General features: G+C 72.3%; 13 protein-coding genes and 2 pseudogenes. 6 read left to right on the top strand and 9 right to left on the bottom strand.

Features of this window, described 5'->3' with window-relative positions:
- Positions 1–470: 470 nt before the first annotated feature.
- Positions 471–1,031, bottom strand: coding sequence for a MarR family winged helix-turn-helix transcriptional regulator (locus BM536_RS23275; RefSeq protein WP_073499118.1), 561 nt, complete (start codon positions 1,029–1,031; stop codon positions 471–473).
- Positions 1,032–1,159: 128 nt separating this feature from the next.
- Between BM536_RS23275 and BM536_RS23270 the strand changes: the two genes are divergently transcribed.
- Positions 1,160–2,446 carry an MFS transporter gene (locus BM536_RS23270; protein ID WP_245873713.1) on the top strand — a complete coding sequence of 429 codons (1,287 nt, stop codon included), beginning with the start codon at positions 1,160–1,162 and terminating at the stop codon, positions 2,444–2,446.
- 98 nt (positions 2,447–2,544) lie between these two features.
- On the opposite strand, the gene BM536_RS23265 is transcribed toward BM536_RS23270, so the two are convergent.
- The 3 genes from BM536_RS23265 to BM536_RS23255 all read right to left on the bottom strand — a co-directional run bounded on the left by BM536_RS23265 (position 2,545) and on the right by BM536_RS23255 (position 6,722).
- On the bottom strand, positions 2,545–3,342 hold the full coding sequence (locus BM536_RS23265) for a class I SAM-dependent methyltransferase (protein WP_073499122.1): 798 nt from the start codon (positions 3,340–3,342) through the stop codon (positions 2,545–2,547).
- Between the two features lie 73 nt (positions 3,343–3,415).
- Positions 3,416–5,083 (bottom strand): ATP-binding SpoIIE family protein phosphatase, encoded by a 1,668-nt coding sequence (locus tag BM536_RS23260; protein WP_073499127.1) that lies wholly within the window; start codon positions 5,081–5,083, stop codon positions 3,416–3,418.
- Positions 5,084–5,342: 259 nt separating this feature from the next.
- A complete protein-coding gene (locus BM536_RS23255; RefSeq protein WP_073499123.1) occupies positions 5,343–6,722 on the bottom strand; it encodes an NAD(P)/FAD-dependent oxidoreductase in 1,380 nt (459 codons plus the stop codon).
- Positions 6,723–7,125: 403 nt separating this feature from the next.
- Here BM536_RS23255 and BM536_RS23250 point away from each other — a divergent pair, with 403 nt between their 5' ends.
- On the top strand, positions 7,126–7,893 hold the full coding sequence (locus tag BM536_RS23250; RefSeq protein WP_094103416.1) for a TetR/AcrR family transcriptional regulator: 768 nt from the start codon (positions 7,126–7,128) through the stop codon (positions 7,891–7,893).
- 570 nt (positions 7,894–8,463) lie between these two features.
- Positions 8,464–9,174: pseudogene (locus BM536_RS44930) on the top strand (RNA polymerase sigma factor); the annotation flags it as partial.
- 236 nt (positions 9,175–9,410) lie between these two features.
- Here BM536_RS44930 and BM536_RS23240 read toward each other — a convergent pair.
- From BM536_RS23240 to BM536_RS23230, 3 genes and pseudogenes are all read right to left on the bottom strand, one after another.
- A pseudogene (locus BM536_RS23240) lies at positions 9,411–10,202 on the bottom strand (biotin/lipoyl-containing protein); the annotation flags it as partial.
- Positions 10,203–10,269: 67 nt separating this feature from the next.
- Positions 10,270–11,658 (bottom strand): dihydrolipoyl dehydrogenase, encoded by a 1,389-nt coding sequence (lpdA, locus tag BM536_RS23235; RefSeq protein ID WP_073499149.1) that lies wholly within the window; start codon positions 11,656–11,658, stop codon positions 10,270–10,272.
- Positions 11,659–11,930: 272 nt separating this feature from the next.
- The gene (locus BM536_RS23230) at positions 11,931–13,457 is read right to left on the bottom strand and encodes a leucyl aminopeptidase (protein ID WP_094103415.1); all 1,527 of its coding nucleotides are present in this window, start codon (positions 13,455–13,457) and stop codon (positions 11,931–11,933) included.
- 418 nt (positions 13,458–13,875) lie between these two features.
- Here BM536_RS23230 and BM536_RS23225 point away from each other — a divergent pair, with 418 nt between their 5' ends.
- Positions 13,876–14,658, top strand: coding sequence for an endo alpha-1,4 polygalactosaminidase (locus BM536_RS23225; RefSeq protein WP_073499145.1), 783 nt, complete (start codon positions 13,876–13,878; stop codon positions 14,656–14,658).
- A gap of 249 nt (positions 14,659–14,907) precedes the next feature.
- On the opposite strand, the gene BM536_RS23220 is transcribed toward BM536_RS23225, so the two are convergent.
- On the bottom strand, positions 14,908–15,714 hold the full coding sequence (locus BM536_RS23220) for an adenosylcobinamide-GDP ribazoletransferase (RefSeq protein WP_094103414.1): 807 nt from the start codon (positions 15,712–15,714) through the stop codon (positions 14,908–14,910).
- Between the two features lie 61 nt (positions 15,715–15,775).
- On the opposite strand from BM536_RS23220, the gene BM536_RS23215 reads away from it, so the two are divergent.
- Positions 15,776–16,540, top strand: coding sequence for a hypothetical protein (locus BM536_RS23215; protein ID WP_073499144.1), 765 nt, complete (start codon positions 15,776–15,778; stop codon positions 16,538–16,540).
- 31 nt (positions 16,541–16,571) lie between these two features.
- Here BM536_RS23215 and cobT read toward each other — a convergent pair whose 3' ends face one another.
- Positions 16,572–17,714: a nicotinate-nucleotide--dimethylbenzimidazole phosphoribosyltransferase gene (cobT, locus tag BM536_RS23210; RefSeq protein ID WP_073499142.1), complete on the bottom strand. Its 1,143-nt coding sequence runs from the start codon at positions 17,712–17,714 to the stop codon at positions 16,572–16,574.
- 148 nt (positions 17,715–17,862) lie between these two features.
- Between cobT and BM536_RS23205 the strand changes: the two genes are divergently transcribed.
- The gene (locus BM536_RS23205) at positions 17,863–18,831 is read left to right on the top strand and encodes a class I SAM-dependent methyltransferase (protein WP_094103413.1); all 969 of its coding nucleotides are present in this window, start codon (positions 17,863–17,865) and stop codon (positions 18,829–18,831) included.
- The last annotated feature ends 97 nt before the right edge of the window (positions 18,832–18,928 follow it).

Genomic DNA, 18,928 nt, shown 5'->3' with positions numbered 1-18,928 from the left:
GAACGGACGCTTCCTTTGTACTCACCCGAGAGACTCTCTCAGGCTTTCCTCCGGGCGCTTCCCTTCGGTCTTGCGTTTCCGACTCTATCAGACCGTTTCCCGATCCGATTTCCTCGGCGCTTTCCAGGTTCCCGCTTTTCTTTCGCGGTTTCCCTTTCCGGCGGTTCCGACTCTATCAGATCCTTTCGGCGCTGATTCCCCGTCAGAGGGGGGTTGCCTTCCCGGCTGTTGGGCCGTTCCGACGTCTCAAACCTTAGCGGATCCTCCCCGGCGAGCGCTAATCGAGCTGCCGGGCCCAAATCGAATTGAATTCGGGCACGCCGAATTACAACCCCGCTGGGAGATCTTGCTTTGGTTGAGTGCCGCTACTGCGGCGGAGGTGTCACCGAAGAACCGTTACGGCTCCGCGGCAACCCGAAGAACCTTACGGATCGACCGCGGGCGTGTCAAGCGGCTCCTGTCAAGATCTTTTAGTCCAGGTCGGTGAGGCGGCCGCCGGCGTCCGGCTGGGCGTGCTCCACCCTGCGCAGCAGCCTGGTCAGGACGTCACCGAGGGCGGTGCGGTCGTCGGCGGAGAGGTCCTGGAGCAGGTCCTCCTCGAAGACCGTCGCCAGCCGCATCGCCTCGAGCCACTTCTCCCGGCCCTCGGTCGTCAGCTCCACGATCACTCGCACACGGTTGGTCTCGTCCCGCTTCCGGGTCACCAGATCCTCCGCGACCATGCGGTCGATCCGGTGGGTCATCGCGGCCGGCGTCAGACCGAGCCGCTTGGCCAGTTCGCTGGGGCCCATCCGGTAGGGGGCGCCGGAGAGGACGAGCGCCTTGAGGACCTCCCAGTCGGCGTTGCTGATGCCGAGCGCGGCGGTCTGGCGGCCGTAGGCGACGTTCATGCGGCGGTTCAGGCGGGAGAGCGCCGAGACGATCTTCTCGACCTGGGGGTCGAGGTCCTGGAACTCGCGCTGGTAGGCGGCGATCTGCTCTTCGAGGGTCGGCTCGCCGCCGATGCCTGTGCTGCCGGGGGTGTCGCCCATGGGGGTCAGTATCGCATGCGGCTCGTTCGCGTTGAAGTTCTTCGGAGTGTACTGTTTAGCTTCGAAATTTATCTTCGAAGTCTTCGGTTCTAAGAGCTGAGACTCACCACTACCTGAGAGAGGTGAACGTGACCAGGGCCATGGGCGCAGCGATGCGCCGGATCCACGTGGGCAACGCACTCAGCGCGTTCGGGCTCGGCTTCACCGTCCCCTACCTGTACGTCTATGTGGCGCAGGTGCGTGGGCTCGGTGCCATGACGGCGGGGCTCGTCCTCGCCGTGTTCGCCGTGGCCGCGCTGATCGTGCTGCCGTTCGCCGGCCGGGCGATCGTGCGGCGCGGCCCGTTGCCGGTGCTGATCGCCGCCCTGGTCACCGCCGCGCTGGGCGCGCTGAGCCTGGGGCTGGCCGGCAACGCCACCGCCGTACTGGCGGCCGCCGGCGCGCTGGGGGCCGGGCAGGCCGTGATGCAGCCGGCGCTCGCCACGATGATCGTGGACTGCTCGACCGCTGAGACGCGGTCCAGGGCCTTCGCGACGCAGTTCTTCCTCCAGAATCTGGGGCTGGGGGTCGGCGGCCTCATCGGCGGGCATCTCGTCGACACCACGCGGGTGTCCTCCTTCACGCTGCTGTTCGCGATCGAGGCGGCGATGTTCCTGCTGCTGGTCGTGGTGCTCGCCGGCGTGCGGATGCCGCGTTCGCCGCGGGTGGAGGGTGCTCCGCAGGGGTCCGCGAAGGGCGGCTGGAAGCAGTTGCTCGGCAACCGCGCCATGGTGCAGCTGTCCGTCCTGGGCTTCGTGCTGTTCTTCGCCTGCTACGGACAGTTCGAGTCGGGGCTCAGTGCGTACGGCGTCGAGGCCGCGGGCATTTCGACGTCCGCCCTCGGGACCGCGCTGGCCGCCAACACCGCGGTGATCGTCGTCGCGCAGTTCGCGGTGCTGAGGTTCGTCGAGCGGCAGAAGCGGTCGCGAGTGATCGCGGCCGTGGGGCTGATCTGGGCGCTGGCGTGGGCCGTGGCCGGGTACGCCGGGCTCGGGAACGGCAGCCAGGAGATGGCGACGGCCGCCTTCGTGTCGACGTACGCGCTGTTCGGGCTGGGCGAGGCGATGTTGTCGCCGACGGTCGCGCCGCTGGTGGCCGATCTGGCGCCGACCGGGCTCGCGGGGCAGTACAACTCGGCGTTCGCGCTGGTCAAGCAGTTGGCGCTGGCGGTCGGACCGGCTGTGGGCGGGCCGATGGGGGCCTCGCTGCACGCGCCCTACGTCGCGACGTTCCTGCTGTTCTCGCTGGGAATCACCGTGCTCGCGCTGCGGCTGGGGCGGCAGCTCACCCTCGAACAGGATCAGCCGTGGGTGGCACGGAAGCGGGTGGTGGCCCGGGGTGGGGCCGCTGTGGAGCCCGTCGCCGTGGAGGCGTGAGGTAGGAGGAGCGGAGGCGGCCGTCGTCGGGAGGCGACGGCCGCCTTTTCGTGCCGCCGGAGGGTGGCTGTCGGCGGTGGGCTGTCGGCGGTGGGCCGTCAGCGGTGGGCCGTCACCAGGGTGGCGGTGAAGGGGAAGGTCGTCGTGTCGGCGGGAAGGGCCGCGCGGATGGTGTCGGCGGCTCGGGTGAGGGCTTCCTCGCCCCCGGTCTCGGTGATCGTCTGGCCCCAGGGGATCGCGGAGAGGTGGCCGCGGACGTAGTCCTGAAGTGGGGGGAGGGTGACGGTGAAGGTGAGGTCGCGGCGGGTCGGCCGGCGGAAGCCCGTGTGGTCGAGGGCCGCGGTGAGGCGGTCGGCGCTGTGGAAGGCGGCCCGGAAGACCGCTGCCGTCTCCGGGTCGCCGTACCGCTCCACGGCGCCGAGCTGGGCGACGAAGTAGGGGGAGGCTTCGAGGTTCGACCAGACGGTGGCGGCGAAGCGGCCTCCGGGGCGCAGGACGCGGGCGGTCTCCCGCAGGGCCGCGTCGAGGTCGGGGAAGAACTGGGCGCCCTGCTGACACAGGACCGCGTCGAAGGCCGCGTCCGGGTAGGGGAGGTCGTCGGCGGGGGCGGTGGTGAACTCGATGTCGGGGTAGAGGCGCGGGTGGCGGTCCACGGCGACCTTGAGCATCGCCTCGTTGGCGTCGGCTCCGGCGACGCGGCCGGTGGGGCCGGCCTGTGCGGCGGCGGCGCGGGCCGCGAAGCCGGTGCCGCACGCGAGGTCGAGGACGGTGGCGCCGGGGTAGAGGTCCGCGGCGTCCACGAGTGCGGTCACGAATGGCGCCATGATGGGCGCGACGTAGTGCTCGTAGCGCTCGGGGGCGCTTCCCTTGAGGTGAAAGCCCGTTGCGTCTGCCATGGGGAGCTACTAGCACCGGGGGGCGCGTTCGCCTAGGTGGCGCGCGCGAGGGAATGCGTGTTCGGGACCGGTTTCAGTCGGTGGGCTTGGGCAGGACGAACTCGCACCACACCGCTTTCCCGCCGCCCGGGGTGCGTCTGCTGCCCCAGCTGGTGGCGATCGTGGCGACGATGGCGATGCCCCGGCCCGACTCGTCGGCCGGCTCGGCACGGCGGCGTCGCGGCAGGTGGTCGTCGCCGTCGGTGACCTCGATGATCAGACGGCGGTCGGTGCGGCGCAGTCGCAGGCGCATGGGCGGGATGCCGTGCTGGAGCGAGTTGGCGACGAGTTCGCTGGTGGCGAGGACGCCCAGGTCGTGCAGTTCGGCGGGGAAGCGCCAGCTGGTGAGGACGCCGGAGGCGAAGGCACGCGCGCGGGGGGCCGCTTCGACGCCGCCGAGCAGTTCCAGGGCGGCATTGCGGAACAGCTCGCTGTCGGGGCCGGTGCGGGCGGGGTGCTGGAGGACCAGGACGGCCACGTCGTCGTCGTGGTCGGCGGTGACGCCCGCCGAGCGGACCAGGCGGTCGCAGACCACCTGGGGGGTGCCGGTGGCGCCGGCCAGGGCTCGCTCCAGGGCGGCGATGCCCTCGTCGAGGTCCTCGTTGCGCCGCTCGACCAGCCCGTCGGTGTAGAGGACGGCGGTGGAGCCGGGGCCGAGGGGGATCGAGCCCGAGGCGTGCATCCAGCCGCCCGTGCCGAGCGGCGGGCCGGTGGGTTCGTCGGCGCGCAGGACGGTGCCGCTCTCGTCGCGGACCAGGATCGGCAGGTGGCCCGCGGAGGCGTACACCAGCCGTCCCTCGTTGGGGTCGTGGATGGCGTAGACGCAGGTGGCGATCTGGTTGGCGTCGATCTCCATGGCGAGGCCGTCGAGGAGCTGGAGGATCTCGTGCGGTGGGAGGTCGAGGCGGGCGTAGGCGCGGACGGCCGTGCGGAGCTGGCCCATGACGGCCGCCGCGCGGACGCCGCGGCCCATGACGTCGCCGATGACGAGGGCGGTGCGGCCGCCGCCGAGGGTGATGACGTCGTACCAGTCGCCGCCGACGGCCGCTTCGGTGCCGCCGGGGTGGTAGGTGGCGGCGATGCGCAGGTCGTCGGGTTCTTCCAGCTCCTGGGGGAGCAGGGAGCGCTGGAGGGTGACGGCGGTCTCCCGCTGGCGGCGCTCGCTGGCTCTGAGGCGTTCGGCGGCTTCGGCGTGGTCGGTGACATCGGTGGCGAACACCAGTACGGCGCCCTCGCCGTGGTTCTCCGGGACCGGGGTGCAGGTGAAGGTGTACGAGCGGCCGTCGGGGGCCTTGCGGGACTTGAGGGTGCGGGGCTTGCCGCTGCGATGGGCCTGGTCGAGGAGGGGCATCAGGCCGAGTTCGCGCAGCTCGGGGAGGGCCAGGGCGGCCGGTTCGCCGATGGAACGTGCGCCGAAGGCTGCCGTGTAGGCGTCGTTGACGTAGGCGAGGCGGTGGTCGTGGCCGTGCACGAGGGCGACGAGGGCCGGGACGCGGTCGAGGACCTCGCGGGCCGGGAGTTCGTCGACGGCGGGCACCGGGGGCGGCTCGTCGGTGAGTTGTTCGACGCGGGCCGCGGGTACGGAGCCCGGTCCGGAGCCCTCGCTCCGCCGGTCGGTGGTGGTGACCGGGTGCTCGGCTCGCGCGGCGGCGGCGCGGCGCTGCGTTCCGGGGAGCCGGGCGCTCCAGCGCGTGAAGTTCACGGATCCTTGCCTCGTGTAGTCGTCGACGCCGGCTCCGGGACCGGCCTGGGCTCCGGGGCCGCGCGGCGGTGGCCGCACATTGTTACAGCACCCGGGGTGTGGAGCACGGGGTAACAGCCTCGTGGGTCGGCAGGGGCGGGTGGTGGCCCGCCCGAGGGCTCGGGAGGGGCGTTGAGCAGGGAGCAGTCTGGCAGGGCGGATGCCGTCCGGGCCGACATTCGTCAGACGTGGGGGCGGCCGGTGGAGTTCCTGGATCGGGTCAGGACGACCCCTTCGGGTCGCCGGAAGCCTCGTCAGAAGGCTTTCCACCGGCTGCGAGTTCGAACTCCGCGCGGGGGTGTTCGAGAGATCCGAGCGAGACGATCTCTCGCTTGAAGAGTCCCGACAGCGTCCATTCCGCGAGGACGCGCGCCTTGCGGTTGAAGGTGGGGACGCGGCTGAGGTGGTAGGCGCGGTGCATGAACCAGGCCGGGTAGCCCTTCAGCTTGCGCCCGTAGACGTGCGCGACGCCCTTGTGCAGCCCGAGGGAGGCGACCGAGCCGACGTACCTGTGCGCATACGCCTTCAGGGGCTCGCCGCGCAGGGAGCGGGCGATGTTGTCGCCGAGGAGCTTGGCCTGCCGTACGGCGTGCTGGGCGTTCGGGGCGGTGTCCGTGCCGGGCCGGGCGGCGGTGACGTCGGGGACGGCGGCGGCGTCTCCGGCCGCCCACGCGTGCGTGACGCCCTCGATGGTCAACTCCGGCGTGCACTTGAGGCGGCCGCGCTCGGTGAGGGGCAGGTCGCTGGCGGCGAGCACCGGGTGGGGTTTGACGCCGGCGGTCCACACGACCGTACGGGTGGGGAAGCGGGCGCCGTCGCTGAGGACGGCGACGCGGTCCGCGCACGACTCCAGGCGGGTGCCGAGGCGGACGTCGATGTTGCGACGGCGCAGCTCACTGACGGTGTAGCGGCCCATGTCCTCGCCGACCTCGGGGAGGATCCGGTCGGAGGCCTCGACGAGGATCCATTTCAGGTCCTCGGGTTTGACGTTGTGGTAGTAGCGCGTGGTGTAGCGGGCCATGTCCTCCAGCTCGCCGAGCGCCTCCACGCCGGCGAAGCCGCCGCCGACGAAGACGAAGGTGAGGGCCGCGTCGCGGATCGCGGGGTCGCGGGTGGAGGAGGCGATGTCCATCTGTTCGATGACGTGGTTGCGCAGACCGATGGCCTCTTCGACGGTCTTGAACCCGATGGCGAAGTCGGCGAGGCCCGGGATGGGCAGCGTGCGGGAGACCGAGCCGGGCGCCAGGACCAGTTCGTCGTACGTCAGCTGCTGCGGGCCCGTGCCCTCCTCGCCGGTGGCGAGGGTGGTCAGGGTGGCGGTGCGCTTGGCGTGGTCGACGGCGGTGACCTCGCCGACGACGACCCGGCAGTGCGGCAGGACGCGGCGCAGGGGTACGACGACGTGCCGCGGGGAGACGGCGCCCGCGGCCGCCTCGGGCAGGAACGGCTGGTACGTCATGTAGGGGTCGGGTGTGACCACCGTGATCTCGGCCTCGCCCCGGCCCAGTTCCTGCTTCAGCTGCCGCTGGAGCCGCAGGGCCGTGTACATCCCGACGTAGCCACCGCCGACAACGAGAATGCGCGCACGTTCCTTCACCATCCCATGACGCACCCGCCGCCGGAGTTTGTCCACAGCCCCGACAATTTGTGTGACCCCGGGCCGGGCGGGGGCGAGGGCGGCCGAATCACTGACTCGGACGGAAGGCGTGCAGGTCAGCGGGGGTGCGCCGGGGTGCGGGAAGGGGCATTATCGGGACGTATGCGTCCCGTACTCCGATCGGGGGGCGCTCCGTGCGGAACCTGCCCCTTCTGAATTGACTCCCTCTCAACTATGTTCGTGTGTCGACGGGGTGTAGGGGGAAGCGCCTGTCGGGTTCGCGAGGTGCTGCTGACGGCAGGGCCTCATCGCGGGTCCGGGTCGGTAGTCCCCTGCTCCATGCGCCCCGTGCTTTTCATGGCGGGGAGAGTCTCCGGGGGGAGACGTCATTACCGGGGGAACATTCATGCACATTCAGGACACGCATTGGTCGTCCGCGTCCACGCTTGGACCGGGCGGCATGGTAAGCGCGGCGGCGGGCAACGGACGCGGGGACACCTCGCGATCCACGCCACTGCGCGTGGACGCACAGCGCAATCTGGAGCACGTACTGCGTGCGGCGCGCGAGGTCTTCGGCGAGCTGGGGTACGGCGCGCCGATGGAGGACGTGGCGCGGCGCGCCCGGGTCGGTGTCGGCACGGTCTACCGGCGCTTCTCCAGCAAGGACGTCCTGGTGCGACGGATAGCCGAGGAGGAGACCTCCCGGCTGACCGACCAGGCACGGACGGCGCTGGGCCAGGAGGACGAGCCGTGGTCGGCGCTGTCGCGCTTCCTGCGCACGTCGGTGGCCTCCGGCGCCGGGCGGCTGCTGCCGCCGCAGGTGCTGCGGGTCGGCGTCGCGGAGGAGGGCGCGGCGGGCTCCGCCGCCGACGGGGCACGGGTTCCGCAGCAGCGGAGCCAGCCGGGCGGCGGCGAGATGCGGTTGCTCGCCGACGAGGGCCTGCAGGCCGTCGTGGACGACACCGGGGCGGCCGCCCTGCTCGAGGTCGTGGGCCAGCTCGTGGACCGGGCACGCGCGGCGGGCGAGCTGCGGCCGGACGTCTCGGTGTCGGACGTCCTGCTGGTCATCGCCACCGCGGCGCCTTCCCTGCCGGACCCTGCCCACCAGGCGGCGGCTTCATCGCGACTGCTGGACATCCTGCTGGAAGGGCTGCGGTCTCGGCCGGCTTCCTAGTGGCGGAGGGTGGGTCGCGGGGTGCTTCGTGGCCGCGCGGTAGCCCGCCCGTCGCGGAGTCGGATGGCGACCGATCGTGAGGGTGGGTCGTCGGCCGGTTCTCCGTGGGGGGCTCGCCCGGTTCGCCGGGGGAGCCCCCCACGTGCTTGAGGGTGGGCGGGGTCGTCCCTTGAGGTGCATGTTGCGCCGGACTCGGCTGTCGACGGTGCGGGGCGGGGTCGTCAGCGAGGCGTCAGCGAGGTGCGGGGCCGGCCGTCAGTGAGGCGGGGCCGGGCCGTCAGCGAGGTGCGGGATGGCTACTCGAAAAGGTGATGCGGGGGTGTGCGGGCCGGGTCGGAGCCCGCTTCGCGGCGGCCGTCAGGGCATTCCACGCATATCGGCCGTCGGCGTCAACCGGACCCTGTCGAGAGCCAGGTGAACCTTCCCCGTCCGAGTGAAGTTCGGTGCTGGGCGGGGGCAAGTCACCACGGACGAGTGGATGGCTCCTCCTGCACGGTTCTGAACAAAAGCCAATATGGCACCCTGACCCGGTGGTCGGGACTGGTCGGCAGGCGGCGGGGGCTTTCCGGGATGAGCGTTGACGGCAGGGACGAGTCACTGGACGACAGTGACCCGGAGGCCGGTGGCCGGGCTTCACCACAGGTGCCCAGTCAGGGCGGGCGCGCGGGCGTCCCCCAGGGCGGCGACCGCGCACCGGCCGAGGCCGGTCTCCCGGCCGAAACCAGCGTCCCGGCACAGCGCGACCGGCGCGAGGACAGCGTCCTGCCGCCGCTGCGCGAGGTGCCGCCGGCCGACGCCGACCTGATCGCCCGGATGCGCTCCGGCGACGACACGGCGTACGCGGAGTTGTACCGGCGCCACGCCGACGCCGTGCGCCGGTACGCGCGCACCTGCTGCCGGGACGCCCACACCGCCGACGACCTCACAGCGGAGGTCTTCGCCCGCATGCTCCAGGCGGTACGCCGCGGCTCCGGCCCCGAGCACGCCGTACGCGCCTACCTGCTCACCTCCGTACGCCGGGTCGCCGCGGGCTGGACGCAGTCGGCGAAGCGGGAGCAGCTCGTCGACGACTTCGCGCTGTTCGCCGCGCAGGCCTCCCGCTCCTCCGAGGTGTCCGACGACGACACCCTCGACCTCGGGGCCGACGTACTGACCATGCACGAGGCCGAGCAGTCCATGGCCATGCAGGCCTTCCGCTCGCTGCCCGAGCGCTGGCAGGCCGTGCTGTGGCACACCGAGGTCGAGGACGAGTCGCCGAGCGAGGTGGCCACGCTGTTCGGCCTCGACGCCAACGGCACGCGCGTGCTCGCCAGTCGCGCCCGCGAGGGCCTCAAGCAGGCCTACCTCCAGGCCCACGTCAGCACGACCCTGACCAGCGACGAGGAGTGCGCCCGCTACGCCGACCAGCTCGGGACCTACGCCCGCCGCCGACTGCGCACCCGCGCCGCGCGGGGGCTGCGCAAGCATCTGGACGAATGCGCCAAGTGCCGGCTGGCCGCCCTCCAGATCGAGGAAGTCGCCGGCGGCATCCCCGCCGTGGTGCCGATCGCGGTCATCGGCTGGTTCGGTGCCGCCGGGTACGCCAAGGCCGCCGCGCTCATCGCCGGTAGTACCGGAGCCGGGGCGGCGGGCGCCGGAGCAGCGGCCGGAGCCGCACCCGGAGCGCCGATGACGGCCAGCTTGGCGCCGACCTCGGCGGTCTCGTCCTCGCCGACCGTGATCTCGAGCAGCACACCGGAGGTGGGCGCCGGGATCTCGGTGTCGACCTTGTCCGTGGAGACCTCGAGCAGCGGCTCGTCGGCCTCGACGGAGTCGCCGACCGACTTCAGCCAGCGGGTGACGGTGCCTTCGGTGACGGACTCGCCGAGCGCGGGCAGGACGACGTCCGTGCCCTCCGCGGAGCCGCCGCCGGAGGTGGCCTCGGCGGTGGGAGCGGGGGCCGGGGCCGTCTGCTCGGTGGAGGGCTCGGCGGCCGGGGCCGGCTCGGGAGCCGGCGGGGCGACCTGCTCGGCGGCCGGAGCCGGAGCGGCGGCGGGCTGCTCCGCACCGGACGCCTCGGGCGCCGAGCCGGTGCCGTCGTCGATGACGGCCAGTTCGGCGCCGACCTCGACGGTCTCGTCCTCGGCGACCTTGATGGACGCCAGGATGCCGGCGGCGGGCGAGGGGATCTCGGTGTCGACCTTGTCGGTCGACACCTCGAGCAGCGGCTCGTCGGCCTCGACGCGCTCACCCTCGGCCTTCAGCCAGCGAGTGACAGTGCCCTCGGTGACGCTCTCACCGAGCGCCGGAAGGGTTACGGAAACCGCCATGGTTTCGGTTGCTCCTTACGAATTGCGGAAGTCTGTGTCGTCGCGGAGTCGCTTCGTCGACCGAGGGTCAGTCGTGCGAGTGGAGCGGCTTGCCGGCCAGGGCCAGGTGGGCCTCGCCGAGCGCCTCGTTCTGCGTCGGGTGGGCGTGGATGAGCTGCGCGACCTCGGCCGGCAGGGCCTCCCAGTTGTAGATCAGCTGGGCTTCGCCGACCTGCTCGCCCATACGGTCGCCGACCATGTGGACGCCGACCACGGCACCGTCCTTCACCTGGACGAGCTTGATCTCGCCCGAGGTGTTGAGGATCTTGCTCTTGCCGTTGCCCGCCAGGTTGTACTTCAGAGCGACGACCTTGTCCGCGCCGTAGATCTCCTTGGCCTTGGCCTCGGTGATGCCCACGGAGGCGACCTCCGGGTGGCAGTACGTCACCCGCGGGACACCGTCGTAGTCGATCGGGACGGTCTTGAGACCGGCCAGACGCTCCGCCACCAGGATGCCCTCGGCGAAGCCGACGTGCGCGAGCTGGAGCGTCGGGACGAGGTCGCCGACGGCGGAGATGGTGGGGACGTTGGTCCGCATGTACTCGTCGACCAGGACGTAACCGCGGTCCATCGCGACGCCCTGCTCCTCGTAACCGAGACCGGCGGAGACGGGCCCGCGGCCCACCGCGACCAGCAGCAGCTCGGCCTCGAACTCCTTGCCGTCGGCCAGGGTGACCTTGACGCCGTCGGCGGTGTACTCGGCCTTCGAGAAGAAGGTGCCCAGGTTGAACTTGATGCCGCGCTTGCGGAACGCGCGCTCAAGAAGCTTGGAGGAGTTCTCGTCCTCGAGCGGGGCGAGGTGCTTGAGGCCCTCGACGATCGTGACGTCCGAGCCGAAGGACTTCCACGCGGAGGCGAACTCCACGCCGATGACACCGCCGCCCAGGATGATCGCGGACTTCGGTACGCGGTCCAGGACGAGCGCGTGGTCGGAGGAGATGATCCGGTTGCCGTCGATCTCCAGGCCCGGCAGCGACTTCGGCACGGAGCCGGTCGCCAGGAGCACGTGGCGGCCCTGGACACGCCGGCCGTTCACGTCGACGGAGGTGGGGGAGGACAGCCGGCCCTCACCCTCGATGTACGTCACCTTGCGAGAGGCGATGAGTCCCTGGAGGCCCTTGTACAGGCCGGAGACGACACCGTCCTTGTACTTGTGGACCGCGGGGACGTCGATGCCCTCGAAGGTGGCCTTGACGCCGAACTGCTCGCTCTCGCGGGCCTGGTCGGCGATCTCACCCGCGTGGAGCAGAGCCTTGGTGGGGATGCAACCCCGGTGCAGGCAGGTGCCGCCGACCTTGTCCTTCTCGATCAGGGCGACGTCCAGGCCCAGCTGCGCCCCGCGCAGGGCCGCGGCGTAACCGCCACTACCACCGCCGAGGATCACTAGGTCGAAAACGGTGCTGGCGTCGTTCGCCACGTCACGTCCTCCATGCATGTGCGCCGTACGCCGGTCTCCAGTGACCGGGCGGCGGCTGGTGTCCGGCCGCTCTTTCTTCGGCCCTGTGGTGGGGGCCCTGTCCTGCCGAGCCCCATCTTCGCACCTGTGGGAGTCGAACGAGACGCCGGGCTACGGTGTGAGACACCCCACGCGCACCCGCTCGTGGCGCGGGGCTGTGCCGATCTGCGGCTCCGCCGCGCGGCCGCGGCCGGCCGAGTGATCAGTCGCACAGTCCCCGCGCCCGAAAGCGACTAGCCGAGATCGCCCTCGGCGGTCAGCTCGGCCAGCCGGACCAGCGTCCGCACGGCCGTACCCGTGCCGCCCTTGGGCGTGTACCCGAACGGCCCGCCCTCGTTGAACGCCGGTCCCGCGATGTCCAGGTGCGCCCAGGTGATCCCCTCGCCCACGAACTCCCGCAGGAAGAGACCGGCGACGAGTCCGCCGCCCATCCGCTCACCCATGTTCGCGATGTCGGCGATCGGCGAGTCCATGCCCTTGCGCAGGTGGTCCGGCAGCGGCATCGGCCAGGCCGGCTCGCCGACCTCCTCGGCGGCCTCGTGCAGCGCGGAGCGGAACGCGTCGTCGTTCGCCATGATCCCGAACGTCCGGCTGCCCAGCGCCAGCATCATCGCGCCGGTCAGGGTCGCGACGTCCACGATGGCGTCGGGCTTCTCCTGGGAGGCGGCCCACAGCGCGTCGGCGAGGACCAGCCGGCCCTCGGCGTCGGTGTTGAGGACCTCGACCGTCTTGCCGCTGAACATGCGCAGCACGTCACCCGGGCGGGTGGCGGAGCCGGACGGCATGTTCTCGGCGAGCGCCAGCCAGCCGGTGACGTTGACGTCCAGGCCGAGACGCGCGACGGCGACCACGGCGGCGAAGACCGCCGCCGCACCGCTCATGTCGCACTTCATCGTCTCGTTGTGCCCGGCGGGCTTGAGCGAGATGCCGCCCGAGTCGTAGGTGATGCCCTTGCCGACGAAGGCGAGGTGCTTCTTCGCCTTGGAGGAGGTGTACGACAGCTTCACCAGGCGCGGGGCGGCGGCGGAGCCGGAACCGACGCCCAGGATGCCGCCGTAGCCGCCCTTGGTGAGGGCCTTCTCGTCGAGGACCTGCACCTTGATGCCGTGTTCCTTGGCCGCGGTCTGGGCGACGGCGGCGAAGGCCTCGGGGTCGAGGTCGTTCGGCGGGGTGTTGACGAGGTCCCGGGCGCGGTTGAGTTCCTCGGTGACGGCGGTGGCGCGGGCGAGGGCGGCCTTGTGGGCGGCGTCGCGCGGCTTGGCGCCGAGCAGGGTGGCCTCGACGAGCGGGCCCTTGCCCTTCTTCGCCTTGGCTTCCTTGCCCTGCTCCTTGTAGGCGTCGAAGGAGTAGGCGCCGAGCGCGACGCCCTCGGCGACCGCGCCGAGGTCGGCGGCGTCCGTCAGGGGCAGGGCGAACGCGGCCTTCTTGGAACCGGCGAGGGCGCGGGCGGCCACGCCTGCGGCGCGGCGCAGCGCCTCGGCGTCGTACGAGGCGTCCTTCTCGGGCTCCGCGCCCAGCCCCACCGCCAGCACGAGAGGCGTCTTGAAGCCGGCCGGGGCCGGCAGCTTCGTCACCTCGCCCTCGGCGCCGGCGGCACCGAGGGTTTCCAGGACGCCGGCGAGCCGGCCGTCGTAGGCCTTGTCCACGGCCTCTGCGCCCGGCGCTACGACGGGGCCGTCGGCGCCCTTGGCGACACCGATCACGATCGCGTCGGCCCGGAGGCCGGGCGCCGCGGCGGTGCTGAGAGTGAGAGCAGTCACGGTGGTGATTTCTCGCTTCCGATGTGGAGTTGCTGTGGCCGATGTGTGGGTCGACCGGGCCCGACAGCCGACCCTAGGGCCTCTTGTTCGGATCATGCCGGGCTGGTCCGAACGAGAGACCCTGCATTCGGGCTGAGGGTGCGGTCGTTACCGGGGTCGGCCTCACCGGCGCGGCGTACCGGCGCGGCAACCCCGCAACGAGCGTACGCGTGCGTGAGTGTCGGCTCATGCACGGGAGCGTTCGCCTGTCGGTGGCGTCGTGGCCACTGCCCGATCCTCGCATTCGACGAACGCGGTCACATCCCTCGGGTCTCCCTCTCTCCCGGGTCTCCCGGGTGTGGGGGAGGGCGGCGTCTCGGGCCGGGCGGCGGCGGGAGATCATGCCGGGAGCCGCCGTCGCCCATCCTGGAGGCCGTCCGTGCGACGCCTGATCCTGCTGCCCGCCCTGCTGTTGCTGCTCGCGGGCTGTACGTCCGCGCCCGACGACGGCCCGGCCGAGGGGGACCGCTGGCAGCCGCGCCCCGGTATCGGCTGGCAGTGGCAGCTGAGGGGGCGTCTGGACACCTCCGTCGACGTGCCGGTGTACGACATCGACGGCTTCGACCAGAGCGAGGCCGCCGTCGCCGGGCTGCACGCGGACGGCCGCAAGGTCATCTGCTACCTGTCCACCGGAGCATGGGAGGACTGGCGTCCGGACGCCGACGAGTTCCCGGAGGCGGTCCTGGGCCGGGGCAACGGCTGGGAGGGCGAGCGCTGGCTGGACATCCGCCGCACCGACGTCCTCGAACCCCTGATGGCGGCCCGTATCGACATGTGCCGCGACAAGGGCTTCGACGCGGTCGAGCCGGACAACATGGACGGCTACCGCAACGAGACCGGCTTCCCCCTGACCGCCGCCGACCAGCTCCGCTACAACCGGCTGATCGCCCGGCTCGCCCACGACCGGGGCCTGTCCGTCGGCCTGAAGAACGACCTCGACCAGATCCCCGAACTCGTCGACGACTTCGACTTCGCGGTCAACGAGCAGTGCGCCCAGTACGGCGAGTGCGACGAGACGACCCCGTTCATCGAGGCGGGCAAGGCCGTCTTCCACGTCGAGTACGAACTCCCCACGAGCCGTTTCTGCGCCGAGTCCCGCCGCCTGAAGCTGAGTTCCCTGCTGAAGAAGTACGAACTCACGGCGTGGCGGGAGGCTTGCTGACCAGCCCGGCCGGCCGGCTTCGTCGGCCAGCCCGCCGATCAGTCAGGTCGGCCACCCCGGTCGGGCAGCCCCGTCGGCCAGCTCGGTCGATCAGTCAGGTCGGCTAGTCAGGTCGGCTAGTCAGGTCGGCCAGCCCCGCCGACCAGCCCGGTCGGCCAGCCCGCCGACCAGCCCGGTGCGGCCAGCCCGTCACCAGCCCCATCCGATCAGTCAGGTCGGCCAGACCCGCCGACCAGCCCGGTCGATCAGTCAGGTCGACCAGCCCAGGCAGAGGGCCACGAGCGCCGTCGTGGCCGCCGTCTCCGCCAGGCCCCCGAACACGTCCCCGGTGACTCCGCCGAAGCGGCGCGTGCAGTGGCGCAGGAGCAGTTCGGCCGCGGCGAGGGCGAGGACCACGGCGACGGGCGTGCGCAGGGCGTCGTACGGGCCGAGGAGGGCGCCCCAGGCCGCCGCGACCGCGAGGCAGCCGGCCCCCACGGCGAGCGCCCCGCGGACCGGGACCACCCCGGCGACCGCCGCGCCGAGCCCCTCCGGCCGGGCGGCCGGCACTCCGGTGCGGGCGGCGAGGGTGAGGGCCAGCCGGGCGGCGACCGCGGAGGTGACGGCCGCCAGGGCACCCCGGGCCCACGAGGCGTCGTAGAGCTGGGCCAGCGCCGCCACCTGGGCGAGCAGGACGAGGACGAGCGCGAGCACCCCGAAGGGCCCGATGTCCGACTGCTTCATGATCCGCAGGGCGTCGTCGGCGGGCTTGCCGCTGCCGAGCCCGTCGGCGGTGTCCGCCAGCCCGTCCAGATGCAGGCCGCGGGTGAGGACGGCGGGTACGGCGGCGGAGGCGACGGCGGCGAGCAGCGGGCCCGCGCCCAGGAACAGCAGCAGCAGTCCGAGCCCGGCCGCGCAGGCGCCGACGGCCAGCCCCGCCAGTGGGGCGCCGAGCATGCCCGCGCGCGCGGCTTCACGGTCCCAGCGGGTCACCCGGACCGGGAGGACGGTGAGGGTGCCGAAGGCGAAACGGAGACCGTCGAAGGAGGAGCGCGGGAGGGGCGGGGTCGTGGACACCGGCGCAGGTTACCCGGCGGTCGGACAGGCGGTCCCGGCAGCCCGGTATGAAAATGCGCGTATGGGAGATTGGTTGCAGCGCAACATCGTCGAGCCGGGGAAGCTCCCGCTGCTCCTCGCTCTGACCGCGTTCATCCTGACCTTTCTGATCACCCGGGTCGTCACCCGTCTGATCCGCGCGGGGAAGGGGCCGTTCGGCAACGTCAGCGCGGGCGGGGTGCACATCCACCACGTCGTCCCCGGCATCGTCCTCACCGTCGTCGGTGGCTTCGGCGCGGTGGCCGGCGGTCGGCACGGCTTCGGCTCGGCCGTCAGCGCGGTGGTCTTCGGCATCGGTGCGGGTCTGGTCCTGGACGAGTTCGCGCTTGTCCTGCACCTGGACGACGTGTACTGGACGGAGGCCGGCCGCAAGAGCGTGGAGGTCGTCGTGCTGACGGCGGCCCTCGTCGGCCTGGTCCTGGTCGGCTTCGTGCCGTTCGGCGTCAACGACCTCAGCGACGAGGAACTCCAGGACCGGGGCAGCGTGATCTCGACCGTGGTGGTCAACTTTCTGCTCGCCCTGGCCGTGCTGAGCAAGGGCAAGGCCAAGATGGCGATCTTCAGCGTGATCATCCCGTTCGTCGCCCTCTTCGGCCTCGTCCGGGTGGCCCGTCCCGACTCCCCGTGGGCCCGCCGCCTCTACCGCAGACGCCCCCGCGCCCGTGCCAAGGCCGTCCTGCGGGCCTACCACCACGACCGGCGCTGGGCGGGCCCCCGACGGGTGCTCGGCGACTGGCTGGGCGGCAAGACCGACGCCGAGCTGACCCGGGCCGCCGACCACAGCTGAGGCGCCTCCACCACCGCGCGCGGCGGCGCTGTCACTCCCGGCCGGGCGCGCCCTCGCCGGCCTGCCCTGCCTCCTGGGTCTCCTCCGCCTCCTGGATCTCCTCCGGTTCCTCCGGCTTCTCGGGCTCCTGCGGCTTCTCGGGCAGTTCGGCGGCCAGGGCCGCGGCCGCCTGCACCAGCGGCAGGGCCAGCAGCGCGCCCGCGCCCTCACCCACGGTCACGCCCTGGTCCAGCAGCGGCTCCAGCGCCATCCGGTCCAGCGCCTTGGCCTGCCCCGGCTCCCCGCTGCTCTGCCCGGCCAGCCACCAGTCCGGTGCCCGGAACGCGATCCGCTGGCCGACGAGCGCGCACGCCGCCGCCACGACGCCGTCCAGCACCACCGGCAACTTCCGTACGGCGCACTGGAGCAGAAAGCCCGTCATCGCCGCGAGGTCCGCGCCGCCCACCGTCGCCAGCAACTGCACCTGGTCCCCGAGCACCGGCCGCGCCCGCCGCAACGCGTCCCGGATCGCGGCGCACTTGCGCATCCACGCCAGGTCGTCGATCGCCTCGCCGCCCCGCCCGGTGACCACGGACGCGTCGGTCCCGCACAACGCGGCCACCAGCACACCCGCCACCGTCGTCCCGCCCACGCTGACATCGCCGAGCACGACCAGATCCGTACCGGAGTCGGCCTCCTCGTCGGCCACCGCGACCCCCGCGAGGAAGGCCGCCTCGGCCTCCTCCGTGGTCAGCGCGTCCTCGATGTCGATACGACCGCTGCCGCGCCGCACCCGGTGCCGTACGACGTCCTCGGGGAACGCGTCCGGCTCGCAGTCCAGCGCCATGTCCACGATCCGCACGGGGACGTCGAGCCGCCTGGCGAGCACCGACACCGGCCGGCCGCCCTCCAGCACGTCCCGCACCAGCTCCGCCGCGCTGCCCGCGGCCCGCGCCGAGACGCCCAGTGCGGCGATCCCGTGATCGCCGGCGAACAGCACCACCCGCGGCCGTACGACCGGCCGTACGGGCACCGAACCCTGCGCCGCCGCCAGCCATTCACCCAGGTCGTCCAGGCGGCCCAGCGATCCGGGCGGCACGACCTGACGTTCCCGGCGCGCCTCCGCGTCGCGGCGCACCCCGCCGTCGGGGCGCTCGATCAGATCGGTGAAGTCGTCGAGATTCAGCGAGCTCATTCGCCGAACAGTACCGGCACCGATCGAACGGTTCGGCGCCACATCGGCACCACACCCCCATGACGTCATTGCACCCCAGATCGGTATCCCATACGTTCCGTTTTGCTGTGAATTGCCGCATCTCTCGACGTCCTCCCCGGAGCCGCTCATGCCCCCCAGGCCCATCCACGAGCCGCGCCGCGACAACTGCCCCTGGTGCGGCTCGAAACGCCTGCGCAACCGCCTGCGCGCACCCGACCTGCTCCAACACCGGCCGGGCACCTTCGCCGTCGACGAATGCCGGGACTGCGGCCACGCCTTCCAGAACCCGCGGCTGACCGCGGAAGGGCTCGCCCTCTACCACCGCCCCCCGGCCAGGAACCTGCCCGGCCCCTACGCCGACCGCGTCCTCGCCACCCGCACCCGCCGGCGCCGGCTGGTGTCCACCGCCCGCGCGATGCTGCCCTTCCCCGAGCCCGAGAGCTGGCTGGACGTCGGCACGGGGCACGCGCTGTTCCCCGAGGCGGCCAAGGAGGTCTTCACCTACACGTCCTTCGACGGCCTCGACCCCACCCCGCGGGTCGTCCGGGCCCAGGAGGCCGGCCGCGTGGAGGAGGCCCACCAGGGACAGCTCACCCACCCCGCGACCAGCGCACGGCTGCGCGCCCGCTACGACGTCGTCAGCATGCTCGGCCATGTGGAGCACACGCTCGACCCGCGCGCGGAACTCCGAGCCGCCCTCGTCGCGCTGCGGCCCGGCGGGCATCTGCTCCTCGAACTGCCCGATCCGCACAGCGCGTCCGCCGCACTGCTCGGCAAGTGGTGGGTGGCCCACGGGCAGCCCCGCCACCTTCACCTGATCCCGCTGCCCAACCTCCGCGCCGAACTCGAGTCCCAGGGCTGCACGATCGTCAGGGCCGACCGCAGCGGGGCCCATGTCCCGCACGACCTCGCGGCGGCCCTCGCCCTGTTCCTCTCCCTGTCCCTCTCCCGGACGATCCCGTCCCCCCGTACGGCGCTGCTGCGGGCCACCACCCCCCTGGTCGCCGCGGCCACCGCCCTGGACCACACCCTGGCCCCCCTCCTCCGCCACACCCGCTTCTCGAACACGTACCGGGTGATCGCCCGTAGACCCTGACCACCGGGACAGGCGCGGGCCGCTCCGCGGACCCCCCTGGGGGGCACGCAGCCCCCGGGGTTCGGGACCGGAAGGGGGCGGCGGGGCGGCGGGGGTG

The organism is Streptomyces phaeoluteigriseus, assembly GCF_001896135.2.
GTDB lineage: Bacteria > Actinomycetota > Actinomycetes > Streptomycetales > Streptomycetaceae > Streptomyces > Streptomyces phaeoluteigriseus.
This window is presented reverse-complemented; position numbering and strand designations above follow the sequence as displayed.